The sequence below is a fragment of the Psychrobacter sp. 1U2 genome, from assembly GCF_051847575.1.
The window spans coordinates 25,957-43,907 of sequence record NZ_JBPYDC010000012.1 but is presented as its reverse complement, the minus strand read 5'-3'; the positions used below and the strand labels follow the sequence as shown (position 1 = coordinate 43,907).

Annotated in this window: 19 protein-coding genes and 1 tRNA gene; 9 read left to right on the top strand and 11 right to left on the bottom strand. The window is 43.4% G+C overall.

Translation table 11 applies throughout. The annotated features are described in order from the left end of the window. Window positions 1-2: 2 nt before the first annotated feature. The 3 genes from ACS8FD_RS07520 to ACS8FD_RS07510 all read right to left on the bottom strand — a co-directional run bounded on the left by ACS8FD_RS07520 (window position 3) and on the right by ACS8FD_RS07510 (window position 2,458). On the bottom strand, window positions 3-740 hold the full coding sequence (locus ACS8FD_RS07520) for an amino acid ABC transporter permease (RefSeq protein ID WP_439275220.1): 738 nt from the start codon (window positions 738-740) through the stop codon (window positions 3-5). Beyond that, window positions 740-1,573 (bottom strand): amino acid ABC transporter substrate-binding protein, encoded by an 834-nt coding sequence (locus tag ACS8FD_RS07515; protein WP_439275219.1) that lies wholly within the window; start codon window positions 1,571-1,573, stop codon window positions 740-742. Before ACS8FD_RS07515 ends, ACS8FD_RS07520 begins: the two co-directional genes overlap by 1 nt. A gap of 300 nt (window positions 1,574-1,873) precedes the next feature. Next, on the bottom strand, window positions 1,874-2,458 hold the full coding sequence (locus ACS8FD_RS07510) for a PepSY domain-containing protein (RefSeq protein ID WP_439275218.1): 585 nt from the start codon (window positions 2,456-2,458) through the stop codon (window positions 1,874-1,876). 287 nt (window positions 2,459-2,745) lie between these two features. On the opposite strand from ACS8FD_RS07510, the gene ACS8FD_RS07505 reads away from it, so the two are divergent. Further along, window positions 2,746-3,603: a hypothetical protein gene (locus ACS8FD_RS07505; RefSeq protein WP_439275217.1), complete on the top strand. Its 858-nt coding sequence runs from the start codon at window positions 2,746-2,748 to the stop codon at window positions 3,601-3,603. Between the two features lie 227 nt (window positions 3,604-3,830). Here ACS8FD_RS07505 and gdhA read toward each other — a convergent pair whose 3' ends face one another. Continuing rightward, a complete protein-coding gene (gene gdhA, locus ACS8FD_RS07500; RefSeq protein ID WP_439275216.1) occupies window positions 3,831-5,177 on the bottom strand; it encodes an NADP-specific glutamate dehydrogenase in 1,347 nt (448 codons plus the stop codon). Between the two features lie 867 nt (window positions 5,178-6,044). On the opposite strand from gdhA, the gene ACS8FD_RS07495 reads away from it, so the two are divergent. The 8 genes from ACS8FD_RS07495 (at window position 6,045) to ACS8FD_RS07460 (ending at window position 11,778) form a co-directional block, all read left to right on the top strand. Next, a complete protein-coding gene (locus ACS8FD_RS07495; RefSeq protein WP_010201036.1) occupies window positions 6,045-6,407 on the top strand; it encodes a roadblock/LC7 domain-containing protein in 363 nt (120 codons plus the stop codon). A gap of 101 nt (window positions 6,408-6,508) precedes the next feature. Beyond that, window positions 6,509-7,003, top strand: coding sequence for a PAS domain-containing protein (locus tag ACS8FD_RS07490; protein WP_439275215.1), 495 nt, complete (start codon window positions 6,509-6,511; stop codon window positions 7,001-7,003). Window positions 7,004-7,006: 3 nt separating this feature from the next. Then, on the top strand, window positions 7,007-7,756 hold the full coding sequence (locus ACS8FD_RS07485) for a PhnD/SsuA/transferrin family substrate-binding protein (protein ID WP_439275214.1): 750 nt from the start codon (window positions 7,007-7,009) through the stop codon (window positions 7,754-7,756). A gap of 70 nt (window positions 7,757-7,826) precedes the next feature. Continuing rightward, entirely contained in the window at window positions 7,827-8,453 is a 627-nt protein-coding gene (locus tag ACS8FD_RS07480; protein WP_439275213.1) for a hypothetical protein, read from the top strand. Window positions 8,454-8,522: 69 nt separating this feature from the next. Next, window positions 8,523-9,146 carry a hypothetical protein gene (locus tag ACS8FD_RS07475; RefSeq protein ID WP_439275212.1) on the top strand — a complete coding sequence of 208 codons (624 nt, stop codon included), beginning with the start codon at window positions 8,523-8,525 and terminating at the stop codon, window positions 9,144-9,146. 439 nt (window positions 9,147-9,585) lie between these two features. Next, entirely contained in the window at window positions 9,586-10,257 is a 672-nt protein-coding gene (locus ACS8FD_RS07470) for a class I SAM-dependent methyltransferase (RefSeq protein WP_439275211.1), read from the top strand. A gap of 137 nt (window positions 10,258-10,394) precedes the next feature. Beyond that, window positions 10,395-10,471, top strand: a tRNA-Val gene (locus tag ACS8FD_RS07465). A 410-nt stretch (window positions 10,472-10,881) separates the two neighbouring features. Then, window positions 10,882-11,778: a 3-hydroxyacyl-CoA dehydrogenase gene (locus tag ACS8FD_RS07460; protein WP_439275210.1), complete on the top strand. Its 897-nt coding sequence runs from the start codon at window positions 10,882-10,884 to the stop codon at window positions 11,776-11,778. 111 nt (window positions 11,779-11,889) lie between these two features. Here ACS8FD_RS07460 and ACS8FD_RS07455 read toward each other — a convergent pair whose 3' ends face one another. The 7 genes from ACS8FD_RS07455 to ACS8FD_RS07425 all read right to left on the bottom strand — a co-directional run bounded on the left by ACS8FD_RS07455 (window position 11,890) and on the right by ACS8FD_RS07425 (window position 17,865). Further along, complete coding sequence (locus ACS8FD_RS07455; protein ID WP_439275209.1) at window positions 11,890-12,330, bottom strand: CopD family protein; 441 nt, start codon at window positions 12,328-12,330, stop codon at window positions 11,890-11,892. A gap of 239 nt (window positions 12,331-12,569) precedes the next feature. Then, entirely contained in the window at window positions 12,570-13,001 is a 432-nt protein-coding gene (locus ACS8FD_RS07450) for a PACE efflux transporter (RefSeq protein ID WP_439275208.1), read from the bottom strand. A gap of 288 nt (window positions 13,002-13,289) precedes the next feature. Continuing rightward, on the bottom strand, window positions 13,290-13,571 hold the full coding sequence (locus ACS8FD_RS07445) for a MoaD/ThiS family protein (RefSeq protein WP_439275207.1): 282 nt from the start codon (window positions 13,569-13,571) through the stop codon (window positions 13,290-13,292). 133 nt (window positions 13,572-13,704) lie between these two features. Continuing rightward, the gene (gene moaB / locus ACS8FD_RS07440) at window positions 13,705-14,235 is read right to left on the bottom strand and encodes a molybdenum cofactor biosynthesis protein B (RefSeq protein WP_439275206.1); all 531 of its coding nucleotides are present in this window, start codon (window positions 14,233-14,235) and stop codon (window positions 13,705-13,707) included. A 111-nt stretch (window positions 14,236-14,346) separates the two neighbouring features. Further along, on the bottom strand, window positions 14,347-15,435 hold the full coding sequence (gene moaA, locus ACS8FD_RS07435) for a GTP 3',8-cyclase MoaA (protein WP_439275205.1): 1,089 nt from the start codon (window positions 15,433-15,435) through the stop codon (window positions 14,347-14,349). Window positions 15,436-15,635: 200 nt separating this feature from the next. Then, the gene (locus tag ACS8FD_RS07430; protein WP_439275204.1) at window positions 15,636-16,619 is read right to left on the bottom strand and encodes a peptidylprolyl isomerase; all 984 of its coding nucleotides are present in this window, start codon (window positions 16,617-16,619) and stop codon (window positions 15,636-15,638) included. A gap of 43 nt (window positions 16,620-16,662) precedes the next feature. Continuing rightward, window positions 16,663-17,865, bottom strand: a complete 1,203-nt coding sequence (locus tag ACS8FD_RS07425) for a globin domain-containing protein (RefSeq protein ID WP_439275203.1) — start codon at window positions 17,863-17,865, stop codon at window positions 16,663-16,665. Between the last annotated feature and the right edge of the window lie 86 nt (window positions 17,866-17,951).

Genomic DNA, 17,951 nt, shown 5'->3' with positions numbered 1-17,951 from the left:
AGTTACTTTGCCACATAGCGATCAAGACGAGTCTCAAGCTTGCCTTGGATAAAGGTTAAGAACAGGCAAATTCCCCAATAGATAACCGCCGCTTCGGTATAGACCAGCATAAACTCATAATTACGCGCGGTAATGATCTGAGCTTGTTTAAATAGCTCAGTGACCAGTACCAATGATGCTAATGACGTATCTTTTACTAAGCTAATAAAGGTATTAGATAGCGGCGGCACCGATACTCTGAGCGCTTGTGGCAAGATAACATGGCGAAAGGTCTGCAAGTACGTCAGACCTACTGTCGAGCCAGCCTCCCACTGCCCCTTTGGGATAGACAAAATAGAGGCGCGCACGGTCTCTGAAGCATAAGCGCCGATATTTAAGGAAAACGCAATAATCGCCGAGGGAAAGGGGTCGAGCTTGACCCCAACGCTTGGCAAGCCATAAAAGATAATAAATAGCTGCACAAGCATCGGTGTACCGCGAATGGCGGAAACATAGATGCGAGCAAGTCTATAAATGATCTTATGAAACCAGCCTGTCCGCGGCACAATACGAATGAGCGCGACTGTTAGCGCAATCACCATACCAATAGCAAATGAGATCAATGCCAGCGGTATCGAATAATAGATACCGCCTTTAAGCATTGGCCAAAATGAATTGATAACAATTTGCGCCCGATCAGGGCTCATAAACGGCAATAATGCCAATAAATCAGCTAACACCGATGTTATAGAAGCTAGCATTATTTTTGTTGGCTTATATCGGCGCCAAAGAACTCTTCGCTAAGCTCAGTCAATGTACCATCTGCTTGCAACTCACTCATGGCTTCGTTCAGTTTTTCCACGACAGCATCATTACCTTTTAATAGTATCAAACCTGAACCACGCTGCTCACTTTTTGGTGCAACCAGTTTAATCTCAAGGCCACTATCTGGGAATTTTTTGAGATAATCGAGTACGGCTAGATTATCATTCATGGTAAAGTCAGCACGGTCTTGTTTGACCAGTTGAATCGCTTGCGCCATACCATCGACTGGAACGACTTCTGCTTCATAACGCTCTGCCAGCTCGCCATAGTTGCTTGAGAGCGACTGAGCACTACGTAGACCTTTCAAGTTCTCCCATGAGCTATAGCGATTGTCATCGGTTGGCGCTAAAGCGACCGCACCCGACCAGCTATAAGGCGAAGCTATATCATATTTTGCTTGGCGCTCTGGGGTAGTGAGACTGACTTGGTTAGCCACCATATCGAAACGCTTAGAGTCGAGCCCTGCTAGCATCGCATCCCACTGAGTCTCTTTAAACTCAACATCGACGCCAAGTTTGTCAGCGACCGCGCGAGTGACTTCGACATCATAGCCGGTCAGCTTACCGCTTTGATCATGGTAGGTAAATGGCGGATAAGTGCCTTCAGTGCCCACATTGATAGTGCCGCCGTTATTGATACGTTGTAATAGTTCTGAGCCACCCTCAGCAGTACTATCGGCATTATTAGCCGTTTCATCGGTTGTAGATTGGCTACAGGCCGCTAGCAATACAGTGCTAGCAGCTAAAGTTAATAGAGCACGGCGTTTCATAGGATTTCCTTAAGTTACAAATTAACAGTTATTATTGTCATTGCGATTGGTTACGACTAGTTTAACTTGGCTCGGTAAGAATTGGGCAAAAAAAACGTACAAAAATAGTGAGCAGAAGTCAGAAGGTTGAGGCACAAAGCAAAATTACAAGAGTAGCTAGTGATGATAGAGCAAGCAAGCTTTATATTTTTGAGTCTGCCATATATAAAAAGCCCCAATCAGTGATTGAGGCAAGGTGCCAGTATTCTTTGAGAATACTAAGGTCTATTTAGAATAATAAGGGCTATAAATAAAGGTCGCTTATTTTTTGACTTTACGCGCAAACTCTCTACCTGTTTCGGCGTCTATTTTGAGCTCAATAATTTGCTTGTCTCTGAGCATATCGACCTCAAAATAGCTAGGATGATCAGCGTAATCACGGTCGTTTTTGAACTCTACTTCTAGCACGCGACTATTAGCTTGCTTTTCGATAGCATTAATAACACCCATAGCGCTTATTTTTGCGCGGCGCTGACTATTATAATCGTCGACATCACCACTATCTAGACGGTCTGTATCTAGCTCGAGTACTTGACCGCTAATAGCATCAACCTTGATTTCATATTCAGTGGTGCCATTACTGAACTGTATCTCATAAGCGCCGCCGTTGCCCTTAGCAGCACTATCGTCATCGTCGAACTCTGCACTGATCAAGGTGCCTTTTGCTTGTTTATTAGCGATATTGATCGCTTGCTTGAGACTAATTTTGGTCCCTTGTGCGGCACGTATTTCGTCATTGATATTGGCATGAGACACCGTACTGACAGCACCTAACGCTAATGTCAATGTTAAAGCCAATCCAGATCCTAATGTCGTGACTTTAAACCTTTCAAAATACTTATTCATTACCTTCTCCTTATTAGTATTAGGGTATTGCTGGTAGCATAACGTTTTTCGGGAAAGGATTTTGAAGCAAAAAAGTAGCGTAATGTATCACTCCTGTCTAGAGCTTATGAGGATTGTTAGCTCTACATCTTGCTGCTGCTTCATGCTAGTAAATGCTACAATAGCGCACCCGTTTAAGGACTCTTATGATTGATTTTTTAATAAGCAGTCGGGCGAAAATACCTACATAAACTTAATAAAAACATTTATTCCTTTTTATCTCTTTACCTCTAAGAACCAAGTCCGCTATGACAATCCCCTTTACAGACTTATTTTATGACAATCCTGTCAGCCATGATACCAATAATAAAACCTCTGAGCTGAACCTAAATGATTGTAATAATACGGACATCTCGGTATTGGCATATAAAAGCTTGCCTGCAACGATACAAAAAGCACTCTTAAGCCAAAATCGTTTGGTTATTATTGCTAATAACCCGTCGATTACTATCGAGACGTTAGAGCAAACCCTACAGCCTACCGATATCGTAGTCCTGTTCAACGACTTCATTCATGCCGACTTTTTTGCTACTCATGCACTCGCCAAAACCTTGCCCAAGCTATTATTTTTCAGGCAAATTGGCGATAGTCGGTTGCACTTTGGCCTACCCCCAAGAAGCAATAATTTGATCGCTATTGAGCAGATGGCGCAGCATGCCGCTTTGGGTATTTTTCTTAGTAATATCAGCTATCAGTTTCCTACCCCTACTGACGATCCTAAGCCGAATGATGATCCTATTAGTGAAGATCGAGTCTTGAGTATTGCTCATGATTTAAAGGTTATTTTTGATAGCAGCGAGCATTGCCGCGTACTGTCCGAGCAGCATCCTGTAGTCGCCGACTATCCGAGTTTTGCTGACATTCATTCTTCGGCACCAACCTCTGGATTTTTAATGTATCGATTGCTATTGGCAGCTCGCCAACCCGTGCAGTGCTTGCAGCGTACCAATAATCCACAGAAGAGGACTGCACCTGTAGAGATACTGCTGCTTGGCTTCAATGATGACGACAAGACGGCGCACTTTTGGGAGGGTCATAATTGGGCTTTTGAGCGTCAAGAGCTGGCAGCGCCGCCTATTGGGGTGGAGATTATTCGTCAGTATTAGAATTAAAGTTTAGAATTGAGAACATGTTAAAAAATGCTCGCTTGTCTCATTAATTGTCTTAGCAAGTAGTATCTACAAGGAAGCCTGATCATTTTTAACACCTAAACCCTAAACCCTAAACCCTAAACAAAAAAATACCGCGTTTGGCTTGTTATTAGCTGAACGCGGTATTTTGCTATAGATAACTATCTAAGCAAGCCTACAGGCTGACCTACTCTAAACGACTATTAGTTCAAGATGCCATAAGCACATAGCGCATCAGCGACGCGCTTAAAGCCAACGATGTTCGAGCCGGCCATATAGTCGATGTAGCCATTATCAGTCTGATTATACTTATCAGAGGCAGAAGCGGCGCAGTCATGGATGTCTTTCATGATGTTTTTTAGGCGCGTATCGATTTGCTCAAAGGTCTTGTACTGACGTACAGAGTTCTGTGACATCTCAAGCGCTGATACCGCAACGCCGCCAGCATTAGCCGCTTTACCTGGCGCATAATGGACGCGGTGGTCACGGATATGATCGATCGCTTCGGCAGTGAGTGGCATATTAGCGCCTTCCACCACGTACTTGATACCATTGTCGACCATCATTTTGGCATCGTCTTCATCGACTTCGTTTTGCGTCGCTGAAGGAATAGCAATATCGCCTTTAATGTGCCAAGGTTTTTTGCCTTCAAACCATTCACCACCGAACTTATCAATATAGTCAGCCAAAGGCTTGCTTTGATCTTTTTGCTTTTTCAGCCAGTCGATCTTTTCTTGATCGAAGCCATTTTCATCATACAGCGTGCCTTTTGAATCAGAGACAGTGATGGCTACGCCGCCGAGCATAACCACCTTTTCAGCGGCGTGTAGCGATACATTACCCGCGCCGGTGATCAGTACTCTTTTGCCTTCGATACTCTCGTTTTGTACTTTAAGCATGTTTTCTAAGAAGTACACCGCGCCATAACCGGTGGCTTCGGTACGCATCAAGCTACCCCCAAAACCGACACCTTTACCGGTCAACACGCCGCTATACTCATGCGTCAAGTTCTTATACATGGCAAACATATAGCTCACTTCGCGGCCGCCTACACCGATATCGCCAGCAGGGACATCCATATCTTTACTGACGTAATGATGAAGCTCACGCATAAAGGCGTAGCAAAAACGGCGAATTTCATTTTCAGTTTTACCCTTAGGATCAAAATCAGAACCGCCTTTACCACCGCCTATCGGTAGACCAGTCAAAGCGTTTTTGAAGATTTGCTCAAAGCCTAAGAACTTGAGTACCGATTGATTGACGGTAGGATGGAAACGTACGCCGCCTTTATAGGGGCCTAGCGCGTTACTAAACTGTACTCGCCAGCCGCGGTTGACTTGTACCTCTCCTTTATCGTTCTCCCAGTTAATACGAAAGGCAATAATACGATCAGGCTCTACCAAACGCTCAAATATTTTATTTCTTTCGTATTCAGGATGGGCGTCATATAAAGGAGCAATAGTAAGCGCAACTTCTTTTACGGCTTGCACAAATTCGGGTTGATGGGCGTAGCGGGTTTCAACTTTTTCGATGGCTTGACTGATACTCATATAGCGTCCTTAAAGTAGAGATGATCATTCTATAATTGACCACGGCATAGCGGTGTCGTGCTATCGCCTGTTTACACTTGCAGCGATGCGACTGTCCATACCAATGTAGGATTGCAATTATTAGAATAAAAGAGAATGGTATACGGCGACCTATGTAGACCCCTGTACTAGTATATCTAAGTTATGAATATATCCGATTTTGGTCTATAAATATCGCCGCGTTCATCGCCAGCTGATTGACCTATAACGAGTCTAGTAAAAACGAGTCGGTTACAGGTACGTTATAGTAGGCGCTTCAGGCGTCTATTTGACGACCAAAAAGATAAAATCGATGAAATCAAATTAGTGAAATCATAGTTTCGTTATAACTATATATCATTTTTTGCGCGTATAAGTCTAGTAAATAACGACATCATCGGAAGTTATAATAGTCCTCAGCGGTCATATTTTTTTACTGACAATAGCGCGATGGCGATAGATAAACGCCTGACAAGCAAGTTGGCGTAGTGATATTAGCTACTGTGGTGTAACTATCAATTATGAACAACAGCTCTGCCGCACCACATTGTGACTCTACTCAAATAAGCATTAATCATTGCAAATAGCAATGCACGCTCACAACTCATACTAGTTTCTATCCTTATAGCTGTCAATGTTATCTATAAGCCGTTGGCTACTAGAGCAGTTATAAAATCGTGAAAGGTCATTAAAGCAGGATAAAAGGTAAAAAAATTCGAATATTACACTTTCTAGGCGGCTAATCTATATCAATAATGCTAGTAAGGCTTTATAATGCTTAGCCTAGTTTGCCAGACTATTTACCTTTTATTCACCGTTTATTTCACCACTAATTGTAGAGAAAAAGTTATGCGTACAGATTCATTCCAACAAATCTTGGAAGACCTAAATAGCTCATCAGCAGACGTCGAAGCATCAGCGCTAATCTCCAACGATGGTCTTATGATAGCCTCAGCATTACCGACTGGCGTTGACGAAGATCGTGTTGGCGCTATGTCTGCAGCACTGCTGTCGTTAGGTGACCGCGCGGGGCGTGAGCTTGCCCGTGGCAGTATCGATCGCATTATGATTCAAGGCGAAAAAGGCTACGTCATTATGACCTCTTCCGGCGACGAGGCGGTATTAACGATTATGGCAAAACCGAATGCTAAGCTTGGCCTGATATTTTTGGACATCAAGCGTGCCTCAGAAGCGCTAGCCAAACTGATCTAACTATTAGTTTTAGTAACGATTAACTTTAGTATTTATCAATTTCAGTACCTGCCACAATAATTATGACATAACCATAATTAGGCTAAATAAAGGAGATTGCTATGGTCGCTTCCTTACCGGACGCCACTAAGCCCGACGCCACTGCTGAACCCATCACCATGACTTATCACGACGGAGCATCGCGCGTCATCTATGATACTGGGATTGAGCGCCCTTATCCGGATGGCAAACTCATCGTCTCGCGTACCGATTTGGCGGGTAATATTACCCACGTCAACGATGCTTTTGTTGAGATCAGTGGCTATGATATCGATGAGCTAATCGGTAAGCCGCATTATATTTTGCGGCACCCTGATATGCCAAAAGCGGCTTACAAAGATCTCTGGAGTACGGCTGAGGCGGGACAAAAATGGCATGGCTATGTAAAGAACTTATGTAAAGATGGTAGCCACTATTGGGTCTATGCCACCGTTGTACCGAATGTTCGCCGCGGTGAGACTGTCGGCTATACTTCAGTGCGCCGTAAGCCATCACGTAGCAAGATAGCCGCCGCCACTACCCAATATGCGCAAATGAAACAAGATGAGGAAGGTTAAATCATGACGACACACAATATGTTAATCGCCCCTGATTTTTCACCTGAGCGGTTTGCAGGCTGGCACATGCTCAACACTTTAATCCAAAAACGCGCCAACATCAATATGCACCTCAATATGCCGGCAGCTCATGCCGAGCAAGAAGATCTGATAGCTGAAGGTGACATCCAGGTCATTTATGCCAATCCATTCGATGCCGCTACCCTCATTCGTGAGCACGGCTACCGCGCTGCTGCGCGTCCGGTTGGCAAATCAGACGAGATGGTCATTGCCACCGCGAGCAATGGTGAAATTGCTAGTTTAGAGCAAATTACTGCGGGGATGACAATTGCCATGGCGGATAATCGCGATGTCAAACTGATTGGCCTGCGTTTGCTCGAAGCGGTTGATATCATAGAGCCTGATCTCAGCTGGGACATTACTGAGACTTATCAGGCAGCCGCACGCAAAATCATCAAAAGCGAGGCGCAAGTAGGGTTCTTTTTAGCCGAGATCTTTCATAGCTTCTCACGGTTAACGAAAGCTCAGCTCTCGGTGCTGATCGAGAGTGACTTGGCGGATATCAGTCATGTCCTCCTCGTCAAGGAAGACTTTGCTGATAGCCAAATACTGATGGATGCTATCTTGAACCTGCATAAAGACGAAGATGGCAAAGAGGTACTAACAGAGCTAGGTATGGCGCAAGGGTTTGAAGCTATGAGTGAAGAAGACGGCGAGTTTATGATAGATCTGATGGAAACCTTGCTTGATTAGTTTGGCTATTGGTTTTTGCACCTTTGCCTGACTGATATCTACCTTTTTGATTACTGCTTAGGATACGGCTATGAGTGAGCTACCCCCTACCCCCACGCAAGAAGCGACTGCTCGCCATGATTTTCGCTTTTATTCGCGCAAGATATTTTCAGCGCCCAATAATCGCTATTATCATGAGCAGCGGATCAACGCCGCCTTGCTCCTCAAAGAAAAAGAGCCGCTACAAGGTGCCGTCGCTGACTTCTTTTATGGCTGCTGGTACGACATTCCTTATGATGTTGAGGATATATTCATCCGTATCCAGAACCGTTTGCATCCGCAAATAGAGCGAGCGTTTCGCAACTGTATCAATAAGATTGACTATATTAGGCATAGTAGCGAGTTTGCGACGCGCTGGAGCGTGCTGATCACCCCTTCACTCAACGTCGATACTCACCGCCTGCGTATCAGTAGCGACGACGCCAAAGAGATCGCTAAGAACATCACCACTGAACTGATGAATGCTCGCGATAGTGAGGATTGGAGCACTATTGAGCAAATAGAAAATGAGTTTTTTGCGCACTGCTTAGCGTGTAACGATCGTCTTGCTTTCTCTATTGTCTGGTTTCGGTTAGGTAAGAGCGACTGGCAGTTCGATCAGCGCTGGCAAAGCTGTCAAGAGCACTTGGAGCAAACCCAAGTGACAGCAGAAGCCTAGCGACTACTTAGCCCTTATCTTACTTTCTCGCTCAGCTATTAGGTTAGCATTATTACTAAGGTTGTTTTTATGTCCAGTTTTGCTCATGCCGAAAAAACCTATATTACTTTGACCCCAGCAGGCGTCTTTGAAGCCTTTTCACAGCCCAAGCCTACTGCAATGCAGCTTGCCCTACAAGCGCTGTTATCACACCGTGAGACTATGCTAGTTGCCGACTGGCTCAAAGCGTTTCCTGAGCTGTGGCTTGAGGGCTTCGTTGAGCAAGGCTTTATTGAAAAGCTCTCGACCTTTTTACCCGCGCCTAACCTACCCTTAGATCAGTTTTTGCCTTATGTCGTCGCCAGCTTATCTGGTAAACGCCGTGCCGCTATCGCCTCAGATGAGGGCTTTTGTCTTGCACGGATTGGCTATAGTCAAGAAGAAGCGGATATGCTGAGTGTCGCTGCGGCGGATTTTTCAGGGTTTATGCTCAGGCAGCAGCAGCGCGGCTGGTCATTGGATAGCCGTGCTATCTCGTTCTTTCAGCAAGTGGATCTGCTCATCCCCGAGACAAGCTTTGTGTTTTTGTGGATTGATACTGATGGTTATGCCGTCATCATCGATGGCGAGCCTTTAACCAATAATCGTGCCTTCGTTGAGCTGATTTGGGGTATCAAAACCTCAGGGCTAAAGTTTGAAACAACGGAAGCTTAAAGTCAGCTAACGTCTTTGCTACACTTGCTATAAAAGCCTTGCGCTTTTCTATCATTGAATAGAAAGGCGCAAGGCTTTTTGTTTTAGTGTCTAAAATCTTATCTTATTTTCACCTTTTAGCCGCCTTTAAAAAAATGTTTATTTATAAAAACTTAGGCTAATAAATAGCGACAACTTGGCGCATAATAGGGCATACTGTCTTGGCTATGTTTATTTATAAGTAAGTAAAGCCACCGTTTTTTATAACTATCACTCCTACCACACCCCTTTATCATTATGAAAATGTTTCGTATTAACGGTTCTATTTAAGTTTTATCCTAACTCACTCACCCCTTTGAGTTAGGTCACTAGGCATGGTGCAACCTTCCCTAATGCTCCAAACTCCTTAACCATTTGCCTATACTCCCCTATGCCACTTACCCTCTGTTTAGGATCCGCTATGACTGCTCCAACTACCCCTATGGATGTGCGCTTACGTTATCAGACGCTTGAGTTTGGCGATATGGATATTCATGTCTGCACCTTGCGTGACAATCAAGAATATAGCGATCCGGACGGTATAGCAGCCGCTTTGGGTATTTGCTCAGCTTCTTGGCCAATCTTTGGGGTACTGTGGCCATCGAGTTTAGTACTGGCTCATCATATGCTAGAGTATGATATAGCAGGCAAACGCATCTTGGAGGTCGGCTGCGGTATGGCGCTTTCAAGCTTGCTGCTCAATCATCGTCAAGCAGATATCACCGCGACGGACTATCACCCAGCAGTGCAATATTTCTTAGACAAAAACGCTGAGCTCAATGGCGATAAGCGCATAACCTTTGAGCGTTTAGAGTGGTCGGAGCATAAAGGCGATTTGGGTCTATTCGATACGATTATCGGTAGCGATTTGCTCTATGAAGAACAACACGTACCGATACTGGCGGACTTTATCGGACGACATGCTAAGCCAAACTGCGAGGTCATCATCGTCGATCCGGGACGAGGCCGGAAAAACAAGATTATCGCTAAAATGGAAGAACAAGGGTTTAGCAGTCAACAGCAAAAACCTATAGATACGATCTATTTAGAACAGCCTTTTAAGGGGCATTTATTGACGTTTTTGCGTCAATAATTCATCCGGTTACTTTGCTATAATGCAAATACACCCTTGAGAAACTAGCGAAAAAAGTATTTATCCAAATATCCTGCAATTATTGTAATAAAAGACTTGCAAAGTCTGCGAAACTTGCTAAAATGCTCAACCTAAATAGGCGTATAGCTCAGTTGGTTAGAGCGCTACCTTGACATGGTAGAGGTCGCTAGTTCGAATCTAGTTACGCCTACCAGATTCGAAAGCCCCAATCTTTATGATTGGGGCTTTTTTTATGCCTGTAATATAAGGAGCTGTAGCGGAATAGATAGATTAATTTCGATTAGATTTTAGAGCCTTCTAACTTTAAATAATTAGCACTGAAAAGTGTGTGTGCCCAAAATGTGCCCAAGTTATGCCTTCTCTTAGTTTTTCCTATTTATTAATATAATATTTTTGACCTCTACTGTAACCTTTTAGTCAAAACCTACTTATCACTATCTTCTAATCTTATTTGTTTCATTCTACGTACGAGCAGTTTGTATTGTCAGAGCTATCTTTACAATACAGCAAATATTTAACTGAAATAAATAGAGAACTGCTTTTAGGGTTTGTTATAGTTAGACTCAGAAATTGTACTCACTATTGTATTTTTAGGAGATTATTATGTCGTATAAGAAGGTAACGGTCGCGGGAAGCGGCGTCTTAGGCTATCAAATCGCCTTTCAAGCCGCATATCATGGTTTTGATGTCACGGTTTATGACATCAATGACGAGGTTCTAGAGCAAGCTAAGTCAAAGTTTGAGTGGATGTGTAAGGCTTTTAGAAAGGACTTAAGAGCGACTCAAGAGCAATTAGATACAACGTTTGAGAACCTGAGCTATACCTCAGATCTTGCAGAAGCGGTCAAAGACGCTGATCTAATGATTGAGGCCATTCCTGAGATTCCAGAGATCAAAATTGAATTTTATGAAAAACTCGCTAAGCTTGCTCCAGACAAAACGATATTTGCCACCAATACCTCTACCCTACTACCTAGCCAGTTTGCTGAATCGACAGGACGACCGGCTCAGTTCTTAGCGCTGCATTTTGCTAATAAGATCTGGATGCATAACGTCGCCGAAATCATGGGTCATCCTGGAACCGACCCTAAAGTATTTGATGAGGTGGTAACCTTTGCGACAGATATTGGTATGGTGCCGATGCCGCTGTATAAAGAGCAACCTGGCTATATTATGAATAGTTTACTAGCGCCTTTTATAGATGCAGGCTTGCAACTACTCGCCAAAGAGGTTGCCGATCCGCATACCATTGATAAGACTTGGATGATAGTGACCGGTGCGCCTGTAGGGCCGTTTGGTATCTTGGATACTATAGGGATTAACACCGCTTACAACATCACTAAGATGTCTGCTGATAGGACTCAAAGCCCTGTGAGGTTTAAGGCAGTTAAGTATCTAAAAGAGCAGTTGATTGATCAAAATAAATTAGGCGCTGCGACTGGCGAAGGGTTTTATACCTATCCCAACCCTGCTTATATGAATCCTGACTTTTTAAAATAGTAGGTGATAACCCTTACAAACCTAAGAGGCTTAACAAATAGAGTTAATACAAAGACGAATCGCAAGACTGTTCTAGATTTGATTGTTCAGGACAGCGTTTAGGTCAAAATACTAACTCAGTCCTGTACGAAATAGCGTACCTACCACTACAAAGCTAACTGAAAATAAAGTCACTAAGATAATATTAACCGAAAAAGCCTTTAGCGTATGCACTGATAGTTTTGGTATTCTATAAAAGCGCGCATGCAAGGCAACCATAATAGTCAATAATAACAACAGCAACTTAAGACTAATAAGAATACTCAAATCATTATCAAAAGCGAACCATGATTTGACGTTAGGCAGTAATTGGTACGCCATCCAAAGACCAGTCACAATCTGAATCCCTAAAGCGGGCATACCCACCTTTTCAAATTGCTGTTCAAACTGTAGTAAAGTATCAATATCAGCGGTTAAGACTGCTTTGGGTAAGATGACGGATACCAAGATTAGATGACCGCCGGTCCAAACTGTGGAGCCTAATAAGTGCATGATTAATATATAGTTAAACATAGGGTGTTATCCTAAAAGTCTGACTTAATAGGGTTTTGTGTTTATTTATTAAGGTAACGGACTATGAAAGCGCCAATCAATTACAACCTCTATCACGCCAGCATCATCTTAGTCTGAATATATCACGCCACGCCTGCAACACTGATGCCACTGAAATCAATGAGCATTGGCGTAAACTAACCTCCTATATCAAGAGTATGAGAGCGTTAATTAAAACATTGAGCTAACCGACATTTTATCTAAGAGACTAATTGGGCTGACTGAGGTATAGGATAAACCTTGTCATAGATTAAATTATAGACAAAGGCGTATAGCAGATAAAAGGTAGCCATAGTGATATCCATCTTGAAGGCTGCCCATAACGTTATATTCAAGTACCAAGCAATAAATGGTAAGAGTAAGCATAGTAACCCTACCTCGAACAGTAAGGCATGGATCAGTCTTAGCCGAACTGTTTTATGTATATCTCTGCGCCATTTTAGTAAGGCATGATCAAACCATACATTGTAGATAAAATTCCAGATAGTCGCCGTCACAGAACCAACTATGGCTATAGTACCCATCAGATGTAGCTCAAAACCGAACACCCAACTTGCTAGTGGTGCAAAAGTGATTAGACCCATTAATTGAAAAGCTAAGGTGTGGCGAATACGATCTTTTACAGTACGCATGGTATTTCCTAATTTTAAATAATGTATGACTACTCTGTTTTTAGTTATTATTTATATTTAAAATTAAGTGTCTTAATGATTTAATATAATTAAATTTATACGTTGATAGGGTGGTTTGTTTTTTGGCATGATTTATCTATTGCTCTTTAGCCATTTAGAAGCATCGTCGTCATAGCACCCTTGCTTTTGACTCTCCATAGCACAAAGTCGTCACGCTCTGCCAGAGCATAACGTCATCCATGGTGCTTCAAACACTCAGCGACTAGTTATATAGGCTGCCTATCATTTTTAGCCCCCTGCTACTGGGGTAATAAAAACCACATGATCACCCTCATTTATCTTATCCGTCCACTTAGCGAAATAGTCATTTACCGCCACTCTTAAATCCGACTGCGGACGACTAAAGCTGTGCTTTTGACGAAGCTGATCATAAAGCTCAGTCAACGACGTCGAAGGCTTAACTTGAATATTCTCTTCATTACAGTTGGCTTCATCAGCTAAGCTAGCGAAATACAAAACATCAATATTTATTAAAGTATTTGTGTTGATACTTTCAGCTATAGCGCTCATTATTCTCTCCATTATTGAAATCTAAGTCAGAATACAAGTCAAAACCTAACCATAACTATCATCCGACTTAACACCGGCTTTGCTTAGCAAGCAGATATTATTAATCAAAGTGTTATGTGACATCGCGTTAGCTTTAGCCATGGTTCGGATTCACGCGCATGAAGTGCGGGATAAAGTTACAAGGACGCGTACGGCTATCAAACTGCTCTTTTAGGATATCTTCCCAGCCCGTACGGCAAGCCCCCGTTGAGCCCGGTAAACAAAAGATACCTGTACCATTCGCCATGCCAGCGACTGCGCGCGATTGCACCGTTGACATACCGATATCCTCTTTTGAGATCAAACGGAACATCTCACCAAAGCCATCAATAGCTTTGTCGAATAACACCCCTACCGCCTCTGGCATGCTGTCTCTGATATAAAAGCCTGTACCGCCTGTCGTAATCACCGCATGCACATCCGGGTCTGCTATCCAGTGGCTGATGACCGCTCTGATCTGATAGATATCGTCTTTGATGAGTTGACGGTCAGCAAGGTTGTGGCCAGCGGCTTTGAGCTGATCAACCAAATACTGACCTGAGGTGTCTTGCTCAACGGTGCGACTATCAGAAACAGTGAGAACAGCGATATTAATAGGGGTAAACTCAGCTACAGGCTTGCTCATGATTAATCCTTAATAAATATAGTCTTAAATGTAGTTTGAATAAATAAGAAGTAGATTAAATAAAATACAGACAATAAAAGTTTAGCCGCTAATCCTTTAACCACCGATCTCTCAACCACCGATCATGGATAGATTAGCCATCATGCCGCTATTGGCATCATGCAAATGGTGGTGTTCAGGCTTGATTGGCATAAAGCTGTGCAGCGTCTTAACCAGCCCCTCGACATCATCTTGACGTAGATGCTCACGGATATCGTAGTTACCCTGATCAAATAAGCATAAGTGCACTTTACCTTGGCTACTCACTCTTAGGCGATTACAACTGTCACAAAAGTGAGCGGCATAAGGGGCTATCATACCGATGCGACCCAAATAATCAGGATGGCTATATTCCACCGCTGGACCATCACTGCTACCGCGTACATGCGGCTGCCAGCCGTGCTCTAATAAATAATCAATAATCGTATCGGACTGGGCGTGCTGAGCGAAGAACAAATCACTATTGTCGCTGGTCTGCATAAACTCAATAAAACGGTAAGTGATCGGACGCTGCTTGACGTAATCCATCGCGGCTATTAAGTTCTCAAAAGCAGTCTCTGCCATTAAGATACTATTTATTTTCAGCTTAATATCGGTGGTTTCTAGGAGTTTATCCATATCAGACAGCAACTGCGGCAACATATTAAAACCCGTCATCTTATGAAAGATATCGGCATCGAAGCTATCCATACTGATATTAATTTGATTGAGCCCAGCGGCATCCCAGTTGGCCAAATGCTTACCCAATTTATAGCCATTACTGGTCATCGCCATGGTGTCGATACCATGAGTTTGCTTAATAGTATGCATAATATCGACCACATCGCGGCGAATAGAAGGCTCACCACCGGTGATTCTCACCTTTTTGGTGCCAACTTTTGCAAACCCTCGGATAAGAGTGTCAATTTCAGACACGCTCAATTCACCTTCAGGCGGCTTGCCTTGATAGCCATTAGGCAGGCAATACTCGCAGCGAAAATTACAAAAATCAGTAATAGATAGACGTAGGTAAGTTAGGCGCCGAGCAAAGCCGTCAACCAGTGATGTCGAGACAAGAGTAGAAGGTTCAGGGTGCGCCAATGTGATGCGCTGGCCGGTTGGCTGATCAGCCTGTGGCGAGTAGAGTGAAACTCTCCCTGTCGTGTTGGCGAGATCGTTCATATATGATTACCATTAATATTGAATAAGTTGTGTGCTCTAAGCGTTGCCTCGGGTTGTGAATAGGAATGATTTGGTATATATATTATGACAAGTAACGATGGTATAAAAAATAACCCTAAGTAGGTTTTGCCTACTCCTTAAGAGGTAGCAGCCCACTTAGGGTATCGGAGTTTAAAAGATGAAAATTGAACAACTCGCACTTATCCGCGAAAGATATTCTCTTGCTCAAGAGTCATCTCAATGCCTTCGATATCAGCCTCGTTTTCTAGCGTAAACAGATAATCACACAAGGATTGGTGAAAAGCTTGTTGGCTCAGCTTATTATGGATAGCTGGGCTGACCTGCTCATAAGTCATCTGAATACCAGGCTGCTTATCTAACACCTCGACGATATGAAAACCATACCGGCTCTCGATAGGGCTTGGCGCAAGGCCGACCTCTAAATTAAAGAGTGCTTTTTCAAACTCCGGTACGGTTTGTCCTTTATCGATAACGCCCAGCTCCCCGCCTTGCTCTTTAGAAGGGCAAGCAGAATACTGACGCGCCAATTCTACAAACTCAGCACTAGGATTGTTGTCATTTTTGATCTGCTCAATAAGCTCATAAGCTTGGCTTTTGAGCGTTAAGCGCTCCTCACCATCCTCAGGTAAACACGCCAACAAAATGTGACGCACCGACATGATCGGGTCGGTCTTAAAGTCGGTGATGTTTTGCTGATAATAGCGCTCACAAGTTGCCATATCTGGAGTAGAGGCTTTGACGTTTTTGTCAATTAAGGCTGAGATCGCCTGCTCCTCATCGCTCTCCCATGCCGCCTCGCCAAGGCTTGGCTCATCTAGTACCGCAAACTTTAACAGCTCCCGCACCACTAGCGCCTGTGTCGCCAAAAACAAAGCATCTTCCTTAGTTTCCGCTGGATGATACTGAACTTCTTGGGCAATAGCGGTTCTATCGATCATGATCCCATTGACCGTCACCGACGGTAGCTCATCACGGCTCGACGCAATCAAATTTTTATGATTGCTGCGCTCCTCCGCCAGTGCTCGATCAATAAACTCTTGATCAGAATGCGGCTTTTTGAGATCAGACGCCGTTGGCATGATACGGATAATATCTTCATTATCCATAGCGTTGTTAGAAGCAGTACTGGTCTGTTCAGTTGGGTTATAAGTGTTGACGGTCATATGGGATACTCCACTACTGGTTCATAACAAAATTAAGGATATATTAAGACAGCTCTAAGCTCATTTTAGGACCGAACGGCTCATAATGAACACTATCTACGCCGTGATCGAGTGTCATCAGTCCATCAATCATACTCTCCATAAATGGCATTGAGCCGCAAACATAAATATCAGCAGGCTGTGGTAGCTTAGCAAGCCATGCCTCATTTAGTATTTGGTTAGAGTCAAAATAAAAAATATGTTTTTCAACGTTTTCAGCCGTTGCTAATAGCTCATTAACCTGCGTCTCGAACGCATGATGCGCCTGGTTTTGACAAGCATAGACCCAAATGATAGGCCGCTTCGGATTGGCCTTCACTTGCGCTTCTAACATCGATAAGATGGGCGTAACACCAACGCCAGCACTCATCAATACTAGTGGGATGTCGTTTTGGTTGATAAGCTCTTGATTAAGCGCAAAGTCGCCTGCAGGCGCAGACAATAAAATAGTATCGCCAGCCTCCACCTCATCGTGTAAATGATTGGACACCAAACCATAATGCTCATTGCGATTGTCGCGTCTTACAGCAAACTGAATGCCTTTATCAGTACTGGTTGAATATAAAGAGTAATGACGTAGTGCAGCATGATCGCTATCTTTTGGGTCGGTTTTTACGGTGATGTATTGACCAGCGGTTAGGTTCAATTTGCTTAGATCAATCGTTTGCTCGTTGTTTTCTGAATCATCATTAACCAGAACGACAGTAAAGGCGGCGATGTCAGTAGCTGCAGCGCTCTTTTCGACGACTTTAAATGCCGCAAACCCTTCCCACATCTCTTGCTCATACATGTTTTTTTCGAGCTGAATAAAAACATCTGCAATCTCATCATACGCCTCAGTCCAAGCGTCAATGATATCATCATTTGCAGCCTCTCCAAGCACCTCTTTTATCGCGCCGATTAAGTGCTCGCCAACGATAGGATAATGCTCAGGTAAGATTTGTAGGGCGCGGTGTTTGTGGCTGATTTGCGTCACTTGTGGTAGCAGTGTCTCTAATTTTTCAAGATGCTTTGCTGCGGCTAGAACCGTAGTTGCCAACGCCGTCTGTTGTCGACCTAGTTTTTGATTGGTTTCGTTAAAAATATCTAAGAGCTCTGGATGCTTATTAAACATGTTTTGATAGAAGACCGTAGTGATAGCCGTGCCATGCTCTTCGAGAACAGGAACAGTTGCGGTTACGATTTCTATAGTTTTTGGTGAAGCCATTATATATCCTTAGTGGATTGCCTATTGATGAATGAAAAAATGAATACTTCTATAAGATTCATTTGAAATGAATCTTATAGTATCAC